Below are 23,828 nucleotides of genomic sequence, written 5' to 3' on the forward strand. Positions count from 1 at the left end.
AGGGGCTTATATTCAGTAGCAAAAAACTCTTGTGGATTATCGCCAAAACTAGCTGAATCTGTTTACTATGCAATTTATTTTATTAATTAATAATTATAAGTAGAAATAATATCTGAGGAATCAATACTATCATCCGTATTTTTTTGTAACTCGTAGGATAATATATTAACAAATTCAGCAACTTCCCTTGCCATTGTTGAGGTCAATATTTCTTTAATATTGAGAGCTAGCTTTCAAAATACCTCGAGCCATAACTAAAGTTATTTTTTATGTATTGCGGTGAATAAGCCTTGTAGATTGAGCAAAAGAAAAGAAACTAAGCCACGGTAATTAAGATCAAGTAAATAGAAGACACTAGGCAATTTCAAGTTGCTGAATATGTCAAGCCCCACTCTGACTACTATAATAAAACACATTTACAGGGAGCTAAGAGAAGTTAGCCTTAAGAAAAATGTTAGACAAGTGAGTTTTATTGATAATATACTCTTATCTCCTTGATAACTATAATCAAGGAACATGGATTCATCTGTGAAATTGTTATTATTACTATGCATGGAAGGTTTACTATGAAAATTAAATCATTAATATTAATCACATCTTCACTAATTCCTGCAATTACGGTTGCACAAACAAGTCAAACTAATTTCTATGTTAAAGCGGGTATTGATTTAACCTCTCGTTTTGAGACATTGAAAATACATAGCGGATTTGACGAGTCTTATCATCATTTTGCTAGAGGTTCAAAGAAAAATACGTTTTCACCAAGTATTTTTCTAGAAACAACATATAACATTCTTCCGCAAACAGAAGTTGGTTTAGGGGTAGGTTATATCAAGCGTAAAGGTTTTAATTATTATCATGAATATAATCTATTCAAAGAGGAATACAAAATAAACCGCTATTCTTCTATTCCTATCTACTTAACTTTTAAGCAAAACTTCTCGCTTAACCAAGATACAAAAATTTATTTTAAAAGCGACTTAGGTTATTCATTTAATAAAACACGTAAAACTTTATATAAAGCTAATAGCCCTCCATATAGAAATACTATTCATTTTAAAACTAAAGATGGTCTCTATTTAGGGTTGGGAGTAGGGATAGAATATAAATCTTTCTTAACTGAAATAGGCTATTATCATACCAATTCAGCGGTTACTTATGTTTCTAGGCATTATAAAACTAATGCTCATAGCTCATACAACAATGATGCATTACGTCTATCTATCGGCTTTAAATTCTAACAAGTAGTCCATTTACATAATCTAAAGCCGTTTAATAACGGCTTTTTTGTGCCTAAATTTGGAGAAACGCAATGAATTTACCTGATGAATTATTTCTTAGATATGATGAAATGCCTGTTTATCTTGAAAATCAAGCTAAAACAAAGATTAAAGAAATACAAAAACCAAGCAACAGTAACCAAAAAAGCTTATGAATTACTAAATCGATAGGTTCAATCACTTTATATTAATTAATAGTTCAAATACTATGTATCCAATAATTATTGTTTTTTATTTTTTGGACAGTTTTAGCATTTATACTTACTCATTATAGATTATTAAGCAAAAAAGACATTAAACCTTCAACAATGGGAAAAATTAGCAATGCCTAGAAAACCATTTATTTCCAATTCTAGGATATTATCTTATTGAAAATGACTTCCCCACCTTAATTGGAATTGTAAAACTACTCAATAAAGTATAAATAATGTACTCCGTAGAATCATAATCCTTGCTAATCAAATAGTAAGTTTGGTTTAAAAGTTTCTAACCTCAAATTAATCGTTCTGCTAATTTATATTTAGATTTTCTCTCTACTTTTTCACATTACTAGAAAGATATTAAAATCCTAAAAATAGCTATTTATTCTGACTTTCTCTCTCATTCTATTCCTTCGGAATGAATGTTAATTTTCATTTTATAGCACTTCTAATAGTAGTAAAGCTATTTAATCCAAATTCCTAAGCTACATGACTTCATATAAGCAAGGTAAAATGTGTTCTTATGCTATTTTACGATATTTCTAGTTTCAATATAAATCCCATCTAAAGTTCTATCGACAAAGAAATCATCAAAAAATTCTGTTTAAATATCAGGTTCCACCTTTATTGCTCATTCTTTGGGCTATTCATTTAATTCTTTAAATTGTTTTGTGTATCTTTAGACTGATGAAAAGTATTCAACACTTTATAGATACTACTGAGAATATGAAAATTGTATAAAAAATAAAAAAACAGCTTAATTAATGAATCAAAAAAGTGCATTTTGTCAACAATAAGATTTACTCTTAACCATTTAATAATTACAATGTGGAATAGTAGGCTTGTCTACTAACTTATTATTTTTATTTTTTATTACTACACATGGAACGTTATTATGAAAAATCAATCATTACTTGTAACAATATTGTCACTCATTCCAGTTTTTGCAACTGCTCAAACTGGTCAGTTTAATTTCTATGGTAAAGCTGGTATTGACCTGACATCTCGTTTTGATGCAATTGAAATAGCAGCCTTCGCTCAGGATAATAATAATGAACTTTTTACAAGTTCCCCTTCAAAGAAAAATACTTTTTCGGCTAGCATTTTCTTAGAAACAACATATAATCTTTTATCACAAACAGAACTTGGCTTTGGTATAGGTTATATCAAACGTAACGGTTTTAATTATCAACGAATCATTAAAGATAGGGAAAACGTTAAAATCAGAGAAACATACAAAGTAAATCGTTACTCTTCTATTCCTCTTTATTTAACGCTTAAACAAAACCATTCCCTCAATCAAGACACTAAATTTTATTTTAAAAGCGACTTAGGCTATTCATTAAATAAAACACCTAGTACAGTACATAATGAGTATAGGCTTGATAAAGGTATTAACGATCATCCTTATACAATTAATTTTAAAACTAAAAACGGTCTTTATTTGGGATTAGGCGTCGGAATTGAATATAAGTCTTTCTTAGCTGAGCTTGGATATTATCATACTAATTCAGCAGTTACTTATAATAATTACAAAAAAGTAGGTGTTAACAATCCTATAATGGAAGATGTACATCGTTCATATAATAATAACGCGCTACGCTTCTCTATTGGCTTGAAATTCTAAATAGAATAGATAGTTATACAATAAAAGCCTGTATATATTACAGGCTTTTATTTTTCATTACTAACTAAAAACCACTTTTTATGAAAGTGTTTTTTACTATTGCTGATCATTAAACGCTTCTAATGCACGCAATGAATAAGTGTATGCAGCTCCAGCATTCATCGCAATTGCGGTTGCAAGTGCCGCAGCAACTTCTTCTTCCGTTGCGCCTGCCTTCACTGCTTCGGCAGCATGTATACCAATACAGCTTTCGCAACGTGTCGTTACTGCAACAGCTAATGCAATTAATTCTCTTGTCTTTGCATCTAGCACGTTATTTTCTACAGCTGCAGTATTCAATGCCGCATAAGCCTGTAGCATTTTAGGATATTTTTGACCTAAAGCGCTAAAAGATTTTCTTACATGTGAAACATCATTTTTCCAATCTGCAAACATAAAAACTCCTTATAACTAAAATGAATTGCAATGGTATAGTATTTTCTCATTAAGGCTTTAGACCATAAATTTCATAAATATATCCCAATTCTCATTCAATTACTTTAGTTTTAATCTTATATTAATTTCCAATGATAAATTTTAGCCCACTAATTACTATTCTTTTTTGTTTGTTTTACATACAATTAGTGATTTCTACTATGTATAGTGCAGAATATATCTATTAAGCTATCAACACTAACAAGACATAAATAGATTAATTTTATATTACAACCCACTGGAGGAAATCTATGAAGAAGCTATTTTTATTAATCTGTTTAGTACTGAGTTTAACTGCCTGTAAGACAGAAATTGAAAAAGAAGTATCACTTAAATCTATTTTGAATGAACCTATAAACACGGAAATAGCAGTCTTAAATGTACAAATTGCCTCCTGTCACAGCCATGAAGATTCAAGAAAACCTTCAAAGGATTTAATGAAGACTCAACAAAAGATTCCTACTGTATTTACAAAAGCAAAATATAAAGAGTGTTTTTCGAAACAATTTGATTCTTTTGCCAGTTTTGAAATTCCTATTGATATAGGCAGACTCAAAAATGAATCTGACTTTCAAAATGATGTCAGTATATACAGTTATAAGAATCGCCAATTGAATGTAAGAACAAGCCCTCAATTGGCACAAAATATTCGTCGTTTTGTTAAAAATGAGTTTATCAATAATTTAGATTTTAATATGTTGATTACATTAAAAAATGATACGAAAGAAAGTCATTCATTTAATGTATATTCTGCTTATATAGATGATGAGCCTATCGCAATTGATCAGTTGACCTTAGATCCTAATACTGAAATTAAAATTAGACTTTCTAATACTTCGGCAGATAGTCTATGGGTATATGAAGATGGTGGAAAAACAACCGTATTAAGCTCTGCATTTGAGCTAGATAAGATACTAGATAAGCTTGATAATGCTTCAAAATAAGCAGGAATGGTATAAAAAATCCCCCAATTTTCATTGAGGGATTTTTTTATATTCTAAACAAGTATCAATTAAATAACTCGTACATCAATTGCTGATGGACCGCGTTGTGAATCTTGTACACTATACTCTACGCGATCACCTTCGTTTAGCGTTCTGTAATTAGAACCGATAATGCCTGAAAAATGAACAAATAAATCTTTACCACCATCTGCTGGCGTGATGAAGCCGAAACCTTTATCAGAATTGAACCATTTTACTGTGCCATTGAATTTAGACATATTGTCTTCCTCTTAATAAATTGAAATTAAAATTTAATGCTTGAAACAAGCGTAGTGCTAATAACTGCTACTTAAATAAAGATGAGTAAGAGTGCTTTTCAAGTAACAAATTTAACGCTTGTAAACGAGGAAGAACTGTACTAACTAACTTATATAAAGACGGGTCTAGCGAAATGCATTAGAACACGTTAATCTTATTAAAGCAAACAATATTTTAAATTATTTTTCCAATCTGATTTATCTCTCATATTGTGACTCTACCTATAAAGTCGCATTTTCCCTTGCTAGCATTGCATTCCTTAAACTTTTTTATTATCCTACTATTTGAGTCAACTATTAAAATAAATTAAGGGTAAATTATGAAAAACGAATTAATCTGTTATAAAAGAATGCCAGTTTGGACTGCAACCTCACTACCACAAATGTTTCAAGAAAAACATAACACTAAAGTTGGAACCTGGGGGAAATTAACAGTTCTAAAAGGTCAACTTAAATTTTATGTATTGTCGGAAGCAGGTGAAGTGATAAGTGAACATATCTTTACACCAACAAGTGAAATTCCGCTTGTTGAACCACAGCTTTGGCATAAAGTTGAACCACTTTCTGATGACTTAGAGTGCTATCTTGAATTTCACTGTAAAAAAGAAGATTACTTCAACAAAAAATACAACATGACAGCAACCCATTCTGAAGTGAAACATGCAGTAGAAATACTATCACCATGCAAAGTTTTAGATCTAGGTTGTGGTCAAGGTCGAAATTCCCTCTTTTTAAGCCTATTGGGTTACAATGTCACATCCTGGGATCACAATGAAAATAGTCTTAAATTTTTAGCAGACACCGCAGAAAAAGAAAATCTCCTAATTCAAACCGCACTGTATGATATTAACTCAGCCAATATTCAAGAAAATTATGATTTCATTCTTTCTACTGTCGTTTTTATGTTCTTAAACCCTGAACACATCCCACAAATTATTGAAAATATGCAAAATCATACGAATACTGGCGGTTATAATCTAATTGTTGCAGCAATGTCTACTGATGATGTGCCTTGCCCAATGCCTTTCTCTTTTACTTTCAAAGAAGGGGAATTAAAACAATATTATCAAGATTGGGAATTGGTTAAATACAATGAGGAAATGGGAGAATTACATAAAACCGATGAAAATGGTAATCGAATTAAAATGAAATTTGTCACCATGCTTGCTAAGAAAAAATAATACAACAACGCCCTGTTGTCAGGGCGTTTTACTTGCTTTAATCACCTAATTTACTGATTGGAAAATCTAAAATTTCTGCTAAGCTCAGTATGCTTTCTACATCTGTCTTTAGACAAGGTAAAAAGCAATAACTCTCCAAACGCGTTTCAATATCTAATAAACTATAATTTGATTCAGCTTCAAACTTTCTAGCAATATCATTAGGCTGTAAGCCATCTTCTTCCTCAAGTTCAAAAGGTTGTTCTAGATATTTAGCAAGATAATCAAACAACATATCATAATCCATTTGCCAATGATCTTCATAAGTAGAAGTTAAAAATTCACACAAAAGAAAACGGTAATTTAAGAAAGCGGGTTTAACTGTGCCATAAAAACCCTCATCTTTCACTTGTTGGATTAATTGTTTTTGTTGCTGTTGTATTTCTAACCAACGTGCTTTAAAACCGTCTATATCCTGAATTTGTGTTAATTGGCAGAACTGCTCTAAATACAGTGAATATGCTTCTAATGTTTTTTGTTGGTAAGTCGTATTCGATAAAGCGAAACCAGTCACTTCAATAGACAGCGTTTGGCATATCTGCCCAATAGCGCGTTCTAATAGTGACCAATACGTTTTATCTAATTGTGCTTCACTCTCTATGTCTAAGATACGTGCACACTTCATTTCTTTAAAAATGTCACCAAATGTATTTGGCACCACTAAAATTTTAAAGCGCTGCTTCCCTTCCCTATCAGTGTAAGGTGTGCAAAAGAAAGTGACTTGCTCATATTTAGCCTTTTTCGCTTTCAAATGTTCCTGAACTGGTGCAATACCAAAACTTATCATGATAAAACAATAACTATTCCCATCGACTAATTCTTCTTTTGGAATAGGTTCAATATTGGCTTTCCATAATAATTCTGCCAATGCGTCATAATGATCTGTATAACCTGCATCCGCTAAGGTAGCTGTAATCAGCTCTTTTTCGTCATCATCAACATCGACAAAATGCCCTGGATAATAATAGTAATCAACTAAAATATCTGTTTTAAATAGATTATTTGGTATCTCGACACTATAGCTTTCATTGTCTAAATATTCTTCAATTTTGACTAAAGCATTTAAGATATGCTCATACATAATTTACTCTCATCTAAAAAAATTACATTTATCAACGTAGCACAATTTATCAACATGTTAATCATGGATAAACGAACAAAAAACTGACCGCACTTTATTTCTTTCAAGATAAAGTGCGGGCAATTTTAATCAAGTTTTAAAAAAGTGAGCTAACAACACTATTCATCAATTGTGCGCAATAATTCGTTAATACCGACTTTCCCACGTGTTTTCTCATCCACTTTTTTCACGATTACAGCACAATATAAGCTATATTTGCCACATTTAGATGGAAGGCTACCTGACACCACGACAGACCCTGCTGGAACACGACCATAAGTAATTTCACCCGTTTCACGATCATAAATTTTCGTTGACTGACCAATGAATACGCCCATAGAAATCACAGAACCTTCTTCAACAATCACCCCTTCGACAATTTCAGAACGTGCACCGATAAAACAATTGTCTTCAATAATGGTTGGATTTGCTTGTAATGGTTCTAACACACCACCAATGCCTACACCACCTGACAAATGAACATTTTTACCAATTTGTGCACAAGACCCTACTGTTGCCCAAGTATCAACCATCGTGCCTTCATCAACGCGTGCGCCAATATTCACATAAGATGGCATTAATACTGTATTTTTTGCAATATAAGCGCCTTTGCGCACTGCGGCTGGCGGCACAACACGAAAACCTTCTTGTTGAAAACGTACCGCATCATAATCAGCAAATTTCATTGGCACTTTATCGTAATAATTAGTTTCTGCACCAGTAACTAATTCATTGTCATTAATACGGAATGATAATAAAACTGCTTTTTTTAACCATTGATGAGTGATCCATTCCCCATCAATTTTTTCTGCAACACGATATTTTCCACTATCTAAACCTTCAATAGCTTCTTCAATTGCAGCACGAGTTTGTGCATCAACTGTTTTAGGGGCAATTTCAGCACGTTTTTCAAAAGCCGCTTCAATGATATGTTGTAATGACATGTTATGTTCCTCAATGGATTAAAACTAAGGGTGATAGTTTTATCATATTTCGACTTAAAACTCACCTGTTAATTTACAAGGAAATGGTCGGTTCTTTATAAAAAACAATGATCAAAGATTGCTCAACGAAATACATTTCAGGTAGAATCAAATCATTTATATATTGCTAAGGATCTCTTTATGAATAAACGATATTTCTTTTCCCTATTCAGCCTATTAGCCATGATTTTTATGCTGACAAGCTGTGAAGACAATAAAAATGATGAAGCTAATCGCATTAACTTTGAAATCAGCCCAATAGAATTAACAAATTATTATGAGAACCCTAAAGAAGTATATCCACTAGTCATTTCTTTTTCTGGTCCTGCCGCTCCAATTACCGCTGTTAACAAAGAAGTGACTGAAGGAATCAGCATTGAACCTGCAATAAAAGGAAAATGGTTTTGGCATACTGATTCGATGCTCTCATTTAAACCTGAAAACGATTGGCCAGCTGAGCAAGAATACAAAATCAAAATTGATGAAAAAATTTTAAATCCAAAACAAACTTATGTAAAAGAACTAAAACAACCATTCACCGTTACTACCCCAAGTTTTTATGCGAGAATCGCACAACAACATTTTTATCAAGATCCAAATCAAGCACATATTCGCCATGCCATTGTTGGTGTTGCATTTTCACATCCCGTTGATCGACAAAAATTTGAAAAGGCTGTTCAAGTTACGCTAATCCGTGATAATAAGGATGATACACGACATGTTATTTCACCGTTGAAATTCAAAGTACGTTATGCCGAAAACGATCTTGTTGCTTGGATTAGTTCTGATAATGTGAGTTTAGCACAAACGAATAACCAATATATTGAGACTAAAATTGCACAAAATCTAACCGCACTTGTAGGTGGTAACCAGCTTGACGGAACACTATTCGCTAATGTAGAAGTCCCGACTAAATTTAGCCTTGATTATTCCTCCAACATTATCATTGCACAAAATGAAAAAAATGAAGCGGAACAAATCTTACGTTTAAACTTCAACCAACTTGTCAAAGGTAGCGATATTGCGCAAAATATTGCTGCCTTCCTTTTACCTGAAAAAACACCTGACAATAATACACACTGGCGTTATAACCAAATTAACCAAGACTTGCTAAATCAAGCACCAAAAGTTGCTTTAAAATTATTGCCAACACAAACTACTTATACCAATACACAGAGCTTCCAACTCGATATTCCAGAAAAGCGTTGTGTTTATCTGCAAGTTAACAATCATTTCAGTGCATTAGGCGGCTATCAATTTAAGAAACCACTAGGCGAATTTATCTGTGCACCAGAATATCCAAAACATGTTGGTTTTGTTGGCACAGGCGCAATACTCTCTTCAGCAGGAGAACAAAAACTCACCATAGGTTCACGTAATTTCAATGAAATCACTTTACAAGTTGGTCGTATTCAAGAGGAACAATTACGCCATCTAGTTTCACTCAATCAGGGAGATTTCCAAAATCCAGATTTAGGGCAATTAAAAATTGATCATATTGCGGATTTCATCACAAAAGTTTACAAAGTAAATAATAAGAAACCGCAACAAACCAACTATATTGGCGTTGATTTAGCAAACTTAATCAAAACAGATATACAATCCGCTGGGATATATTGGTTAAAAGTGAGTGGTGAGGATAAAAATTCCTCAACCCCATTCCGCGATACATCACAACGCTATGATTGGCGTAATGATGCAGATAATCAATTCACTGATTATCGTTTAATTGTGCTTACTGATTTAGGCATTATCGCTAAGAAAGCTGTTGATGGTTCACAAATGGTCTTTGTGCAATCTATCAGTACAGGGGAAGCAATTGAAGGAGCGTCTGTTTCTGTTATCAGCCGTAATGGTTCAATTATTAAAACGAGTTTCTCTGATGAAAATGGGGTTGTGCATTTCGCCTCATTAGATCATTTTAAACAAGAGCTGGCTCCAGTAATGTATTTAGTTTCGACAGAAAACCAGTTGTCTTTCTTGCCAATTGATAAGCATGATCGAAGTCTTGATTATTCTCGTTTTGATGTTGGTGGTATTTATACTGAACAAGATATGGCAAGTTTAAAAGCTTACTTATTTAATGATCGTGGCATCTATCGTCCAAATGAAACTATCCATACAGGAATTATCACGAAACCGCAAGATTGGCGAACAGAATTGAATAATGTGCCATTACAATTTCAGATTATCTCGCCAAGCGGTAGAACAATGTTTAAACAGACAGTTCGTTTAGATAAGAGCGGTCTAAATTCTGTCAATTTTGAACTACCCGACGTAGCTGAGACTGGCGAATGGTTTGCACAATTGCTGATTGGCGAACAACACAAGCAAAAAGAAATTGGTTCTATGACATTCCAAGTACAAGAGTTTCAGCCAGATAGCCTAAAAATTGCAACAACATTTAATCAAGTTGCAGCTGAAGGTTGGATCGGTCCTCGTGATCTCGTCGCAACTGTAAAACTGACTAATCTCTTTGGTACACCAGCTCAACAGCGTCGTGTCAACGCAGAGCTAACCTTGCATCCAGTATTACCTAAATTCAGTCAATATGAGGATTATCAATTCTTTGATAATCAACGTAACAAGTCAGCTATCTTGTATGAGACTACATTAGATGAACAGGCAACAGATAAAGATGGTAAAGCGATTTTCCCAATTGATTTAAGCCAATATGCTGAAAATACAGCACAAATGTTGTATTTCACTGCAGATGGTTTTGAGAATAATAGTGGGCGCGCTGTCTCTAGCGTAAAATCCGTTATGGTGTCAGCACAACCTTGGCTAATTGGATATAAAAGCCATGTGGATTTAGCTTATTTGAAACAAAACACTCCGCAACAAGTTCACTTAATCGCAGTTAACCCTGCATTAGAAAAAATTGCACTTGAAGGCTTGAAAGCCACTTTATTTGAGCGTCAATACCTTTCAGTGCTGACACAACAGCCTTCTGGTGCCTATAAATATGAGTCTAAATTAGTTGAAAACGAGGTTGAACAAACTTCAATTCAATTTGCTTCAACTGGTTTAGATTTTAGTCTAAATACGAAAAAAAGCGGTGATTTTGTTCTTGTATTAACCAATGAACATGAACAAGAAGTCAATCGTATTCACTATACGGTGATCGGGAATCAAAACCTGACTGTAGCAATGGATAAAAACACAGAATTGAAGCTACGCTTGAATAAAAAGCAATTCAAACCAAATGAGGAAATTGAAATTGCTATTCAGGCGCCTTACGCGGGCAGTGGCTTAATTACAATTGAACGTGATCGTGTTTATGCACATAAATGGTTTAAGGCTACCACGAATAGTTCTGTACAACGAATCAAGTTGCCAGCGAATTTCGAAGGTAATGGCTATATTAATGTACAGTTCTCGCGTGATATCCATTCTCATGATATTTTCACCAGCCCACTGAGTTACGGTGTTGTCCCTTTTACTGTCAATGTGGATAATCGTCGCTTAAAACTCGAATTAACAACACCAAAACATGTGAAATCAGGCGATACCGTTGAGTTTACATTAACTAGTAATAAGCCAAGCAAAGCGGTGATTTATGCAGTGAACGAAGGTATTTTACAAGTCGCAAACTATAAGTTTACTGACCCACTAAAATACTTCTTCCCGAAAAATGCATTACAAGTCCAAACTTCACAAATTCTGGATTTAATCCTGCCAGAGTTCAGTAAAGTCATGCAATTTGCACAAACTGGTGGGGATGCTGAAATTGATATGGAACTCGCCATGAAAAAAGCAATGGCGAATACCAACCCATTTAAACGTAAAGCAGATAAACCCGTCACCTATTGGTCTGGTATTGTCGATATTAATGGTGAAAAAACCGTGACTTATCAAGTACCGGAAGAATTTAATGGTAACTTAAAAGTAATGGCAATTGCAGTAAGCGATGAGGGCAATCAACTTGGTCATGTTGAAACTGCAACAGCCGTACGCAACGATTTAATCCTCTCGCCAACCGTACCATTGATCTTAACACCAGACGATCAAGCACAAGTCAGTGTCAATATTGCTAACAACACGACTCAGACTCAACAAGTGAAGGTAAAAGTTGATGCTGAACCACAAATCAATATTATTGATGAAGCAGAAAAAACTGTTGAAATTGCTCCTATGTCAGAAAGTACGGTCGATTTTATGATTAAAGCGACACAACAATTAGGCGCAAGTAATATTCGTTTTAGTGCCACTTATCAAAATGCACAACAGCAAACTATTGATGTAGTACGTAACATCAATCTTTCTGTACGTCCAATTATGCCAAAACAATTTGTCACACAACTTGGTAAAGTGGAAGCTGGAAAGCGAGTTAATAGTACACTGCCTGTTACTCTCTTCCCACAATATCGTGAGCAATCAGCCCTATTTTCACCAATTCCATTGGTGTTAACACAAGGTGTTTCAGCTTACTTAAATCAATATGATAATTATTGTACAGAGCAAATTATCAGTTCAGCAATACCAACTCTCTTGTTCACGCAAAATAAAGCTTATCAGCCATTATTAAATACATTGTCACTGGTCAGCCATCAACATTTACCACAAGCAAGCGAACAAGATATTCGTCAATCATTACAAAAAGTCTTCAAACTTTTACCAACTCGCCAAACGCAAGATGGTAGTTATGGTGTGTGGAATAATGTCAATCATGGCGAAATATTCCTTACAGCTTATGTTGCACATTTCTTAATTGAAGCGCAAGAACGTAATATCAAGCTACCACAAGCTTGGTTTGGTCAAAACGGCTTATTTAATAACACTGTCAGTGCATTAGAATATCAAAGTATTCCACAAGAAGAAGACGAGTTAGTTGATTTGCGCCAACGTGCCTATTCTGCCTATTTATTAACACGTTTAGGTCAAGTCCCCTCAAATGCACTCATGTCAATTCGTACTGAACTTGAACAAAATTTTAATAATAAAGACTGGCAAAGTGACATGTTAGCAGCATGGTTAGCCGCAGCTTATCAGATGCTAAAACAAGAAACAGAAGCTAATCAGCTCATTGAATCAGTTATAAAACAACTAACCAATGAACGTAACGAAAAATGGTTGTACCGCAGTTATAGTGATCCATTGATTCAAGATAGTTCAATGTTGTATGTTATTGCACGTCATTTCCCAATGCATTTGGCTAAAGTATCAGATAAAGTCTTAACGCGTATCGCGCAAGATCTTAATCAACAGCGTTATAACACATTGTCTTCTGCGATGGTGCTATTAGCGCTAGATGCTTATACACAACAGAACCAAACGGATATAACAGCATTACACATTCAACAAAATGAACAAGATATCAGTCAAAGTAATCCTCTTTTCCGTTTTGCTGATTTAATGGAAACACAAATGAATTTAGCTTTTGTGAATAATAGCACCCAGCCAGCATGGTTTGCTTTAACTCAGGTTGGTTATCCACAAAAAGCAGATGATAAAGCACTGGCTGATGGCTTAGAAATTTACCGTACTTATACTGATGAAAAAGGTCAACCACTAAACTCAGTCAGAATTGGTGATACCATTTATGCCACAATTAAAGTGCGGTCAATTTCTGACTATTTAACAGATGTGATTATTACGGATCTCTACCCTGCTGGCTTTGAAGTTATTTGGCAATCTGGCGTAGAAGAAGCTTCTGCTGATGGTTGGTATCCACAACATTCTGAAGTGCGTGAAGATCGTATTCTCAGTTATGGTGATGTAGAAGGTGAAATGAAAACCTTAAAATACCAACTTAAAGCGGTAAATATTGGCACCTTCCAAATTCCACCTGTTTATGCTGAAAGCATGTATGATCGCTCAATCAAAGCTTACTCTGCAAGTGAAGGGAAAATCCAAGTGATTAAATAATAACATTCAAGACAAAATGCCCACAGCGATCAATCTGTGGGCATTTTTTATCTATAATATCCAAAAAGAAATGGAGTTAATCCCTTTCTCTATTTTTTTGAAAATTGACGCCTACTTAACGAAAGGCTAATTCAATCCCTTCAAATAGCTTTTTCACAGCATCCTTATCACGTAGTCGTTCTGCTTTCTCAACCACATCACGCGTCAAATGAGGTGCAAAATACTGCATGAAATCATACATATATGTACGTAAAAAGGTACTGTGTTTAAATGCGATTTGCACCGCACTTGGCGCAAACAGATGATCACCTTTTAATGCCAATAAATCCGTATCGACTTCGGTATGTGCCATTGAGGCCATAATACCCACACCAAGCCCTAATCGAACATAGGTCTTTATAACATCAGCATCCGTCGCAGTAAAAACGATATTAGGTAAAATCCCAGCGCTATTAAAAGCATAATCTAAATCAGACACGCCAGTAAAACCAAAAGTGTAAGTGACTAAAGGATATTTTCCGACTTCTTCAATAGTTAAATTTTTACATTGTGCAAGTGGGTGATCATGTTTCACGATGACTGAACGATTCCACATGTAACAAGGCAATAAAACTACATCATCAAATAAATATTGCGCTTCTGTTGTAATGGCAATATCTACATCTCCAGATAAAAGTGCATCATAAATTTGGCTTGGTGAACCTTGATGAATATGTAAACTCACATCAGGATATTTTTTAGAAAAACGTTCAACCACAGGGGGTAAAACATATCGTGCTTGAGTATTGGTTGTGGCAATACGTAAAACCCCATGATTAGGCTGAGTATATTCATTAGCAACAGCTTTGATACTTTGCGTTTTAACTAATAATTCACGCGCGATTGTAACAATTTTTTGCCCTGCGGGCGTGAGTGATTTAATGTGCTTCCCATTACGTTCAAAGATTTCTAAACCAAGTTCATCTTCTAACAAACGAACTTGTTTACTAATACCAGGTTGTGAAGTAAACAGCGCATTCGCAGCTTCTGTCACATTCAAATTTTGATTAACAATTTCAACAATATAACGTAGTTGTTGTATTTTCATGCATTTGTCCTCTCACAGCACTTGCTCAGAAGAAAAATTATTTTTTATAACGCTTACTTAACTCTGTATAACGCTTCACAGCCTTGCGAATTTGTCCTGTTTTCGCTCGGCGACGAGGTTTTGTGACGTCAAGTTTCGTTTCCACCTCAGGTGGTAACCCAACTAACTCCCTTAGATAATTTACATTGATTAAGTCCATTTCTTCCCAACCGCCTCGAGGCAATGACTTCATTAATGAAATATTGCCATATCGAGTACGAATTAAACGGCTGACCTGTACACCTTGTGACTCCCATAAACGACGGACTTCACGATTACGTCCTTCCATAAGTGTCACATCAAACCATTGATTAATCCCTACACCACCAGCAAATTTGATTTCTTTAAAGTTTGCTGGACCATCTTCTAATTGCACGCCTTTTTTCAAGCGGTGCAACATAGCATCATCAACCTGTCCAAACACACGTACAGAATACTCTCGTTCAACTTCTCGACTTGGGTGCATTAAACGATTGGCTAGTTCACCATCAGTCGTAAATAACAATAAGCCTGACGTATTAATATCCAAACGCCCAACTGCGATCCAACGCGCTCCTGTTAAACGAGGTAAACGGTCAAAGACAGTAGCGCGTCCTTCTGGATCATGGCGAGTACAAAGTTCACCTTCTGGTTTGTAATACATCAATACACGACAGACTTCTTTTTGTGCTTGTTTTAAATTCACAATATGCCCATCAATACGCACCTTTACGCCAGAATGAACATTAATACGATCACCCAATGTGGCGATTTTACCGTCAACACTAACACGCTTCTCAACAATCATCGCTTCAATTTCACGACGCGATCCTTGACCTGCTCGTGCTAATACTTTCTGTAATTTCTCACCTTCTACATTCGCTTTTGAAACAAGGGACTTTGGTGTAGATTTTACTGCACTAACAGGTTTATCCTGCATACTAGCCGCTGGCTTGATGACATTAGAAACCACTTTTGGATTTGATGTATTTCTTTGTCCTTTTTTATCAAAGTGCGGTCGATTTTGACGAGAATTTGTTTTAGTAGATTTCATATTTCCTCTAAATTGTCGCTTTCACAAGCGTCTATACTTATAACTATATGCATTAAATAAAGGGGGTGATTGACCCACTGCCTTCACGCATAATGATTGGTGTATCTGTTGTTAAATCAACAACTGTTGTTGGCTCTTGTCCGAGGTACCCACCATGAATAATTAAATCCACCTGACGCTCTAAACGATCTCTAATTTCCTCTGGATCCGACTGTGTCATATATTCCTCACCAGGTAACATAAGCGAACAAGATAAAATTGGCTCACCTAATGCTTTTAGTAAATCTAACGCAATTTGATTGTCAGGCACTCGAATACCAATTGTCTTACGTTTGGAAGTCATCAAACGTCTTGGTAATTCTTTCGTTGCCGTTAGAATAAAAGTATAACGTCCTGGTGTATTATTTTTAATTAAACGATAAGCACTGTTATTCACCAGAGAGTAAGTGGATAGCTCAGATAAATCGCTACATACGAGTGTAAAATTATGCCCTTCTGGTAGCTGGCGAATTTTTACAATACGATCCATTGCATGTTTATCTCCAATCATACAACCAAGTGCATAACCAGAATCCGTCGGATAGACAATCACTCCACCATCACGCAAAATCTCAACAGCTTGATTGATCAATCTCACTTGTGGATTTTCTGGATGAATATAAAAAAATTGACTCATAACTCAAATATTTTTATCAAAAAATAATTCTTATTATACACTTTGTTGCATAAATCTTATAACGGTTTGATTGAAAAATAACAAAAAACCAAAAGAAATCAGCTTGATCAAAAGCACAACTCAATGCTAACTCTTGACTATTTAGCCAATAAAAATAAACCCACTTTAAATAAGTGGGTTTATTGGTACTATTAAGGACATTAAAGTCTACAATTTCTTAATCTGTAAAAACTGAAGCCATTAATTTTTTTATCACCAGTTATAACCCAAATTAATGCCTAAACTGACCTCAGAAGATTGTGAACCATATTTTTGTAACTTTAATTTAGTGCCAAGTGAAATACTATTTGCAAATTGTTTTTCAAGTCCTACATTGACACCATAAACAACACTGCTTGATTTAATTCTATGTTGGTTATCTTTGTAATTAGCTTGCGATAATGTAGCGCCATCTTTAACTAAAGCAACATTTGGTCTAATAGTCACTTTAATATCTGCTAAGTTATACGCGATATTTAGTCCCACATCACCAGCCATAACGAGGCGCTTATTCAATGCGACATCTTCATCAATTAATGTTTTAGATGATAAAGAAGCATAAGCACCAACTGACGGTGCTAACGTAAGATGATTATCAACTTTGAATTCGTGAGCATAGTTAATATAAAGATCCACATTATTGTTTCTTTCTATGAAGCCATCATGTTTAACTGTTCTATAGCGTAAGAACGCGGACAGTACATTCTCATCTTTGCGATATTTTGTTCTTACCCCCACTGCATTAGTTTTTCCGTCTTTTTTGTCATGTTCAAAAAATACACCTGCTTGTGTATTTCCACCTAAACTTGTGTTAACACCAATTGCTAACGACGGACTGTGCTTACTATTTTTGTTTACTGAATCATATTCAACAAAAACATTATTATAAGAACTATAGAGAATGTCCGTATCATAGGAATTCAATTTTTCAACATGTTTGACATAGTTAGAAAAATCCAATTTAGTATTTAGGGCTAAAAACGAATGACGCAACATACGCATCAAATCTTGTATACTTAAATAGTTCAGATAAGTTTCACTAGTATCACTAGTCAAGCTTCTCACTTCATTCACATCTCGATTAAATTGCTTGATTTTTGAAGGCAAGGCTCTAGTCATTGCGGCAGACTGTTTAGTCAATTCAGTAGCTTCATCTTTTAATCCTTTCATTTCACGGTTTAATACTACAGATTCAGAAACCGCATTATCATTTGCCCTTTGCATTTTGGCACTAAGCGTATCTTTTTGTCCTTTATTTAAATGTTCTAATGCCTTTATTTGCGCTACTTCAGTAGCAATTTCATCAGTCAATCCCCATTCGGTCGCTTTATCTTCAATAGTCTTCATATGCTCAGTTAAGTTTTTAACTGTAATATCACCATCATCCTCAAACGCAATAAATAAGTTGCCTTCTTTATAAGCTAAAGAAGAATAGCCCGCGCCAGCAGCATTACCAGACCCAGGTCTAATAATTGCAACTTCATATTTATGATCTGGATTCTTCGCATCTAACATCCATAAGGCTAAATTACCACGTGCATATCTATCATTCCCATTGCCATTCGGTTTCGAAACTAACAACACACGTTTCCCACTTGGTAATGTCACATAAATTGATGAACCTTGTGATGGCGCCGCTGTTGTTGTACTAAAACCATTAACAGGACTATATTCATGCCAAGTTTTACCTAAATCTTCTGTATAATAAGCCCATCTGGTTTTTTTCGTATTGTCTTCACGACCAGTCATGACTAATTTATCACCAATCTCAAATACCATGTTTTCTAACGAACTTTGGTTTGGCGCTAATGCATTCTCAATAGCAGGCATATCCCAAGTCTTGCCATTATCTTTTGAGTACATAATTGTAGTCGCAATCCCATTAATATGAGCTGTTTGAATTGGAAAAACTAAGGTACCATCTCGCATTACAATCCCAGAACCAACGCCACCTAGAAAACCAATTGTTGGATTATTTGGATCTTTTTTAACTTTTGAAAAAACATCTGCGTTTATAGTTTTGCTAAATTCACTGTTTTTTTGCCAAGTATAACCACCATCTGTTGATTTGTAGATCGTTGCCGCCCAAACATTATCATTAAAATACGATATTCTATCCTGATACCAATTTCTCGTTCCTGTTGCCCAAGTACCATGCATCACATATAAACTACCATCAATATTATTATGAAGTAATGTTGGATCCATCGCTCTACGCAAAGGGAATTTTGACTCATTAAAACTCCAAGCTGTTCTTTTTTGCCATGTATGCCCACCATCTTCTGAAATCACTACACCTGGATCGATACGATTTTGATCACTTGCCGTTTTCCATCTCAAGTCAAACATCACAACCATTTTGTTATCGTCAGTAATTGTCATTGCTGGAATTCGGCTATAAGGTAAATTAACAGTACCGCCTGCTTCCCCGTTTGGTCCAACACCAGGCCACGGTTGCCCTGGTTTATTTATAGTAAAGCCATCTCGTCCAGCTACTTTCGTCACATTCGTGAGATTTTCATGTAAGTCAGCTTTCCAAAAAGTGTTGGCTTGCACAGCAATAGAGGTAGAAACCGTTAATAGCGATAACAAGAATACACGGCTTTTCATTTCATTCTCCTTAGGTTAATTTTAATGATTGAAAGGTCAAAAAATGATTGATTTCAAGTATATAAATTGTGAACAAAAAAACAATTACAGGAAAATACTGCTTTTGAAGGGTATTATTCAATTATTGCCAGAGAAAAATGGAGTGAAATCATCATTTTAATAATAAAAATGGAGGTTTTTATATAAAAAAATATCTATTTAATAACCAATATTTTTTTCTTAATTGTGAACTAGATCAACTTTTGTACAACTTTGATATTGCTGAAGTCAGCCTAGAATTCATTTTATGGATAAAATACATACAAAAAAAGGCGGTTAATTTCCGCCTTTTTCACTTTGCTTTATATCTAAATTTGCCTGTAATCATTAGCTTGCTGTAACAACTGGCGGCTTTCTTTCAGAAATTGCTCAGAATAATCACCAAACCATTGTTTGACTTGATTAAAACTTTCAATAAACCCTTGTTTATCTCCATTAGCAAAAAAAGCTAAACTTTCTTCATAGCTTTGCTTTAAACTTTCAATAACAGTTAAATTTTCAGGTTTATCTAGGATAATATCAGCATAAAGAGCTGCATCTTGCGCGAATAAACGCCCTATCATCGCGAGCTCTAAACGGTAAATGGGCGAAGACAAAGCAAGTAAACTGGCTAATTGCACAGGTTGCTTAGATAAATGCAATCCATTAGCAAAAGTAGAAAAATGACGCAACGCCTGAACGTAAGTCATACTATGATCATGTTCAACTGCATCTACAGGATAAAATTTGGCGCCCCAAATTTGCATTTGTTCAATTAACCACTGATAGCGTTGCTCAAAACGCCCATCACAACGTACAATCACTTGTTTTGCCATGCTTGCAATATCAGGACCAAACATTGGATGTAAACCTAATACTGGACCTTTATGATAATCTAACATCGCAGCCAATGGTGCTCGTTTGACCGAAGTAAGATCAGCTAATAACATATTCTCTGTTAAAAATGGTGCTAAACGCTTGATAGTTTCTACTGTATTAGCAATAGGAACAGACACGATGACTACATTAGAATTTTTTAAAATATCGACCGCACTTTGCCAATCTTCCCGTTCTAAAACTTCAACAGAGTAACCCGATAAAGTAAAGTAATGTGCAAATAAGCTGCCTAATTTTCCCCTTCCTCCAACGATCACAATTTTTCTGATTGCAGGATTCACTTTCTTAAAGCCGAATTGATTTTCACTTGTATAAGACTCGCGCATTACACGTCGTAGGATATCTTCAATCAAGTCAGCAGAAATACCTAATGCTTCTGCCTCTAAGCGCCGAGCATGTAACATATCAGCTTCACGTTCTGGCACATAAATTGGTAATCCATGCTTATGCTTAACTTCACCAACTTGCTTCACCAAAGCTAACCGTTGTGCTAAAAGTTGTAGCAACCCACGATCGACTTGATCTATTTGTGTTCTTAATTCTTTTAAAGCATCCACTTATCCCGCCCTTTTATTTTTTTACTTAATGCTAAAGCCATATCGCGTAATAACGCTTCTGAGGTTTCCCAATCAATACAAGCATCCGTAATTGAAACACCATATTGCATTTCGCTAACAGGTTGTTCTGCACTTTGATTACCCGCATGCAAGTGACTTTCTAACATCAAGCCAATAATCGAACGATTACCCTCTACAATTTGCTGCACTGCATTTCGTGCAACTTTCGGTTGTAAGCGATAATCTTTATTCGAGTTACCATGGCTACAATCAATCATAATCGCTTGTTCTAACCCAGCTTGCTCTAATGCTTGTTCACATTGTGCGATAAATTCAGCTTCATAATTAGGCGTTTTACCACCACGTAAAATCACATGCCCATCTGGGTTACCCGCAGTATGTAATAAATTCACTTGACCTTGCTGATTAATACCAATAAAACTATGCCCCATTGAGGCGGCTTTCATTGCATTAATGGCTGTTGCCAAACTACCGTCTGTACCATTTTTAAAGCCGACTGCCATAGATAGACCTGAAGACATTTCACGATGAGTTTGTGATTCTGTCGTTCTTGCCCCAATCGCAGACCAACTAAATAGATCTGCCATATACTGAGGTGTAATGGGGTCAAGTGCTTCTGTAGCTAAAGGCAATCCCATTTCAGCAAGTTCTAACAGTAATTCTCGAGCAATATGTAAACCATGTTCTACATCAAAAGAACCATCAATTTTAGGATCATTAATTAATCCTTTCCAACCTACAGTGGTTCTTGGCTTTTCAAAATACACTCGCATAACAATATAGAGTTGATCTTTTAATTCATCGGAAAGTGCTTTTAGACGTGCGGCATACTCTAAAGCAGCGATTGGATCATGAATAGAACAAGGTCCAATCACCACTAATAAACGAGGATCTCTTTTATGGATGATATTGGCAATATCATGGCGTGATTGCTCTATCTGTGTACGAAGTGGCGCTAACAAAGGCAACTTTTCTTTTAGTTCACGAGGAGTAATGAGTACTTTTTCTCCAACAATATTCACGTTATGGATGCTATCTTTATTCATTTTTATTATCCTTGAAACATTAATTATGAAACAGACCAAATGATGTAAACTTTTTTATACATAAAATGTAACAAATAAATTACACTAAAATATCTTCAGATTCAATCATTAAATAGTGTTTTAATGAAAAATGCATATCTATCCTAACTAATTGTTTTGCAATTGTTAATATTTCCTACTATGACAATTGATAATCTCTTTCATTTACATATTCCAAATGAGAATGGTTTTTGTTAAATTTTCATTATAAATTAATAAGTTACAAAAAATTTCAGATAAAAATAACTTGCTTATTCTCAATAACGTCTATACAATGCCTGTATCATATAGATTAAATAATAATCTATTATTCATTATTTTTTAACATAGCAACGGAAAGGGGTTAGTTATGCTAAGCAAAGCAATTGCAGAAAAGCTAAACGAACAAATCAATTTGGAATTTTATTCTTCTAATGTTTATTTACAAATGAGCGCATGGTGCGCGCATAATGGTTATGAAGGTGCTGCGGCATTTCTTTTACGTCATGCTGACGAAGAAATGGAACATATGCAAAAATTGTTCAATTATGTCAGTGAAACAAGTGGGATGCCATTGTTAGGCAAAATTGAAGCACCTAAAAATGATTACAAAACATTAAAAGAAATTTTTGAGATCACCTTAGAGCATGAAAAATTTGTCACCTCAAAAATTAACGAACTTGTTGAAGTGACATTTGCAGATAAAGATTATTCTACTTTTAACTTCTTACAATGGTATGTCGCAGAACAACACGAAGAAGAAATGTTATTCAATAGTATTATTGATAAGTTCAACTTATTAGGCGAAGATGGTCGTTCGCTTTATTTTATTGATCGTGATTTAGCAACATTATAATTTAGGAGAAAAATATGTTATCGCAAAATGTTATTAATTTATTGAATGAACAAATGAACCTTGAGTTCTATTCTTCTAATTTATATTTACAAATGAGTGCTTGGTGTGAACAAAATGGTTTTGATGGCACAGCAAAATTCCTTGCTGCCCACGCAGCAGAAGAAATGCAACACATGCGTAAACTCTTTACTTATTTAAATGAAACTGGTGCATTAGCGATTATTGGCGAAATTGCAGCTCCAGCACACCAATATTCTTGCCTTAAAGAAGTACTTGAAATCACTTACAAACATGAAAAATTAATTACTGAAAAAATTAATGAATTAGTAGGTAAAACATTTGAAGAGAAAGACTATTCAGCGTTTAACTTCTTACAATGGTATGTGGCAGAACAACATGAAGAAGAAAAGCTCTTTAGCGGTATTTTGGATAAACTTAATTTACTTGGTGAAGATGGTAAAGGCTTATTCTTAATTGATAAAGATTTAGGTAATTTAGTTGCTAATACTCAGTAATTTTTACTATATGAGAGTGTTATAGCAGTAAGTTTCATTAGATAAAATGAAATAAATGTTAAAATGTTCAACAGGTTGGAATTTAGGTTCCAACCTTTTTTATAAACAAATCACTCATTCTTCCTCTGCTACTCATTAAATCCATCTTTGAAAAAGGATTTTCGTCATGTATAAATATTCATCTGAATTCATAAAAAATCATCTTTATTAATTAAAAATCTAAAGTAAGTTACCGTTTTTAGATTTTCCTTTCAGAATATTCGCATTATTTTTTATTCATTTTATCTTATTAAGAGGGGAAATAATTATTTTGTTAAAAAAAGATATATCGAAATGCATCTTGGAATATGATTAATATTTAATCATACAAAGGAAATAATAGC

General features: G+C 34.5%; 18 protein-coding genes. 8 read left to right on the top strand and 10 right to left on the bottom strand.

Translation table 11 applies throughout. From position 1 onward, the window contains the following. Positions 1–566 precede the first annotated feature (566 nt). From ACFSAV_RS05255 to ACFSAV_RS05265, 3 genes are all read left to right on the top strand, one after another. Positions 567–1,241: an outer membrane beta-barrel protein gene (locus ACFSAV_RS05255; protein WP_379097024.1), complete on the top strand. Its 675-nt coding sequence runs from the start codon at positions 567–569 to the stop codon at positions 1,239–1,241. Between the two features lie 71 nt (positions 1,242–1,312). Continuing rightward, positions 1,313–1,435 (top strand): hypothetical protein, encoded by a 123-nt coding sequence (locus ACFSAV_RS05260; RefSeq protein WP_379097027.1) that lies wholly within the window; start codon positions 1,313–1,315, stop codon positions 1,433–1,435. A 940-nt stretch (positions 1,436–2,375) separates the two neighbouring features. Next, positions 2,376–3,107: a hypothetical protein gene (locus tag ACFSAV_RS05265; RefSeq protein ID WP_379097029.1), complete on the top strand. Its 732-nt coding sequence runs from the start codon at positions 2,376–2,378 to the stop codon at positions 3,105–3,107. 96 nt (positions 3,108–3,203) lie between these two features. On the opposite strand, the gene ACFSAV_RS05270 is transcribed toward ACFSAV_RS05265, so the two are convergent. Continuing rightward, positions 3,204–3,542, bottom strand: coding sequence for a carboxymuconolactone decarboxylase family protein (locus ACFSAV_RS05270; RefSeq protein ID WP_101774925.1), 339 nt, complete (start codon positions 3,540–3,542; stop codon positions 3,204–3,206). A gap of 290 nt (positions 3,543–3,832) precedes the next feature. Here ACFSAV_RS05270 and ACFSAV_RS05275 point away from each other — a divergent pair, with 290 nt between their 5' ends. Then, positions 3,833–4,525 (top strand): DUF7424 family protein, encoded by a 693-nt coding sequence (locus ACFSAV_RS05275; RefSeq protein ID WP_379097032.1) that lies wholly within the window; start codon positions 3,833–3,835, stop codon positions 4,523–4,525. Positions 4,526–4,593: 68 nt separating this feature from the next. Here ACFSAV_RS05275 and cspE read toward each other — a convergent pair whose 3' ends face one another. Next, the gene (gene cspE, locus ACFSAV_RS05280; RefSeq protein WP_379097035.1) at positions 4,594–4,803 is read right to left on the bottom strand and encodes a transcription antiterminator/RNA stability regulator CspE; all 210 of its coding nucleotides are present in this window, start codon (positions 4,801–4,803) and stop codon (positions 4,594–4,596) included. Positions 4,804–5,162: 359 nt separating this feature from the next. Between cspE and tehB the strand changes: the two genes are divergently transcribed. Then, on the top strand, positions 5,163–6,023 hold the full coding sequence (tehB, locus tag ACFSAV_RS05285) for an SAM-dependent methyltransferase TehB (protein WP_379097038.1): 861 nt from the start codon (positions 5,163–5,165) through the stop codon (positions 6,021–6,023). A gap of 37 nt (positions 6,024–6,060) precedes the next feature. Here the strand turns inward: tehB and ACFSAV_RS05290 are convergent, their stop codons facing one another. Together ACFSAV_RS05290 and dapD are read right to left on the bottom strand one after the other, a co-directional pair. Beyond that, the gene (locus ACFSAV_RS05290; RefSeq protein ID WP_379097041.1) at positions 6,061–7,143 is read right to left on the bottom strand and encodes a DUF7821 domain-containing protein; all 1,083 of its coding nucleotides are present in this window, start codon (positions 7,141–7,143) and stop codon (positions 6,061–6,063) included. A gap of 158 nt (positions 7,144–7,301) precedes the next feature. Further along, complete coding sequence (dapD, locus tag ACFSAV_RS05295; RefSeq protein WP_379097044.1) at positions 7,302–8,126, bottom strand: 2,3,4,5-tetrahydropyridine-2,6-dicarboxylate N-succinyltransferase; 825 nt, start codon at positions 8,124–8,126, stop codon at positions 7,302–7,304. Between the two features lie 180 nt (positions 8,127–8,306). On the opposite strand from dapD, the gene ACFSAV_RS05300 reads away from it, so the two are divergent. Then, a complete protein-coding gene (locus tag ACFSAV_RS05300; protein WP_379097048.1) occupies positions 8,307–14,033 on the top strand; it encodes an alpha-2-macroglobulin in 5,727 nt (1,908 codons plus the stop codon). A gap of 115 nt (positions 14,034–14,148) precedes the next feature. Here ACFSAV_RS05300 and cysB read toward each other — a convergent pair whose 3' ends face one another. The 6 genes from cysB to ACFSAV_RS05330 form a co-directional block, all read right to left on the bottom strand. Continuing rightward, positions 14,149–15,120: an HTH-type transcriptional regulator CysB gene (cysB, locus tag ACFSAV_RS05305; protein WP_379097051.1), complete on the bottom strand. Its 972-nt coding sequence runs from the start codon at positions 15,118–15,120 to the stop codon at positions 14,149–14,151. Positions 15,121–15,157: 37 nt separating this feature from the next. After that, a complete protein-coding gene (rluB, locus tag ACFSAV_RS05310; RefSeq protein WP_379097054.1) occupies positions 15,158–16,192 on the bottom strand; it encodes a 23S rRNA pseudouridine(2605) synthase RluB in 1,035 nt (344 codons plus the stop codon). Positions 16,193–16,244: 52 nt separating this feature from the next. Then, positions 16,245–16,868, bottom strand: coding sequence for an L-threonylcarbamoyladenylate synthase (locus ACFSAV_RS05315; protein WP_101774916.1), 624 nt, complete (start codon positions 16,866–16,868; stop codon positions 16,245–16,247). 252 nt (positions 16,869–17,120) lie between these two features. Then, positions 17,121–19,517: a sialidase family protein gene (locus ACFSAV_RS05320; protein ID WP_379097058.1), complete on the bottom strand. Its 2,397-nt coding sequence runs from the start codon at positions 19,515–19,517 to the stop codon at positions 17,121–17,123. Positions 19,518–19,864: 347 nt separating this feature from the next. Next, on the bottom strand, positions 19,865–20,989 hold the full coding sequence (tyrA, locus tag ACFSAV_RS05325; RefSeq protein ID WP_379097061.1) for a bifunctional chorismate mutase/prephenate dehydrogenase: 1,125 nt from the start codon (positions 20,987–20,989) through the stop codon (positions 19,865–19,867). Further along, complete coding sequence (locus tag ACFSAV_RS05330; protein ID WP_379097064.1) at positions 20,977–22,056, bottom strand: 3-deoxy-7-phosphoheptulonate synthase; 1,080 nt, start codon at positions 22,054–22,056, stop codon at positions 20,977–20,979. The genes tyrA and ACFSAV_RS05330 overlap by 13 nt, the downstream gene beginning before the upstream one ends. 388 nt (positions 22,057–22,444) lie before the next feature. On the opposite strand from ACFSAV_RS05330, the gene ftnA (ACFSAV_RS05335) reads away from it, so the two are divergent. Beyond that, a complete protein-coding gene (gene ftnA / locus ACFSAV_RS05335) occupies positions 22,445–22,930 on the top strand; it encodes a non-heme ferritin (protein WP_101774912.1) in 486 nt (161 codons plus the stop codon). 14 nt (positions 22,931–22,944) lie between these two features. Next, positions 22,945–23,445, top strand: coding sequence for a non-heme ferritin (gene ftnA / locus ACFSAV_RS05340; RefSeq protein ID WP_101774911.1), 501 nt, complete (start codon positions 22,945–22,947; stop codon positions 23,443–23,445). The last annotated feature ends 383 nt before the right edge of the window (positions 23,446–23,828 follow it).

The organism is Pasteurella oralis, from assembly GCF_042681465.1.
GTDB classification, from domain to species: domain Bacteria; phylum Pseudomonadota; class Gammaproteobacteria; order Enterobacterales; family Pasteurellaceae; genus Pasteurella; species Pasteurella oralis.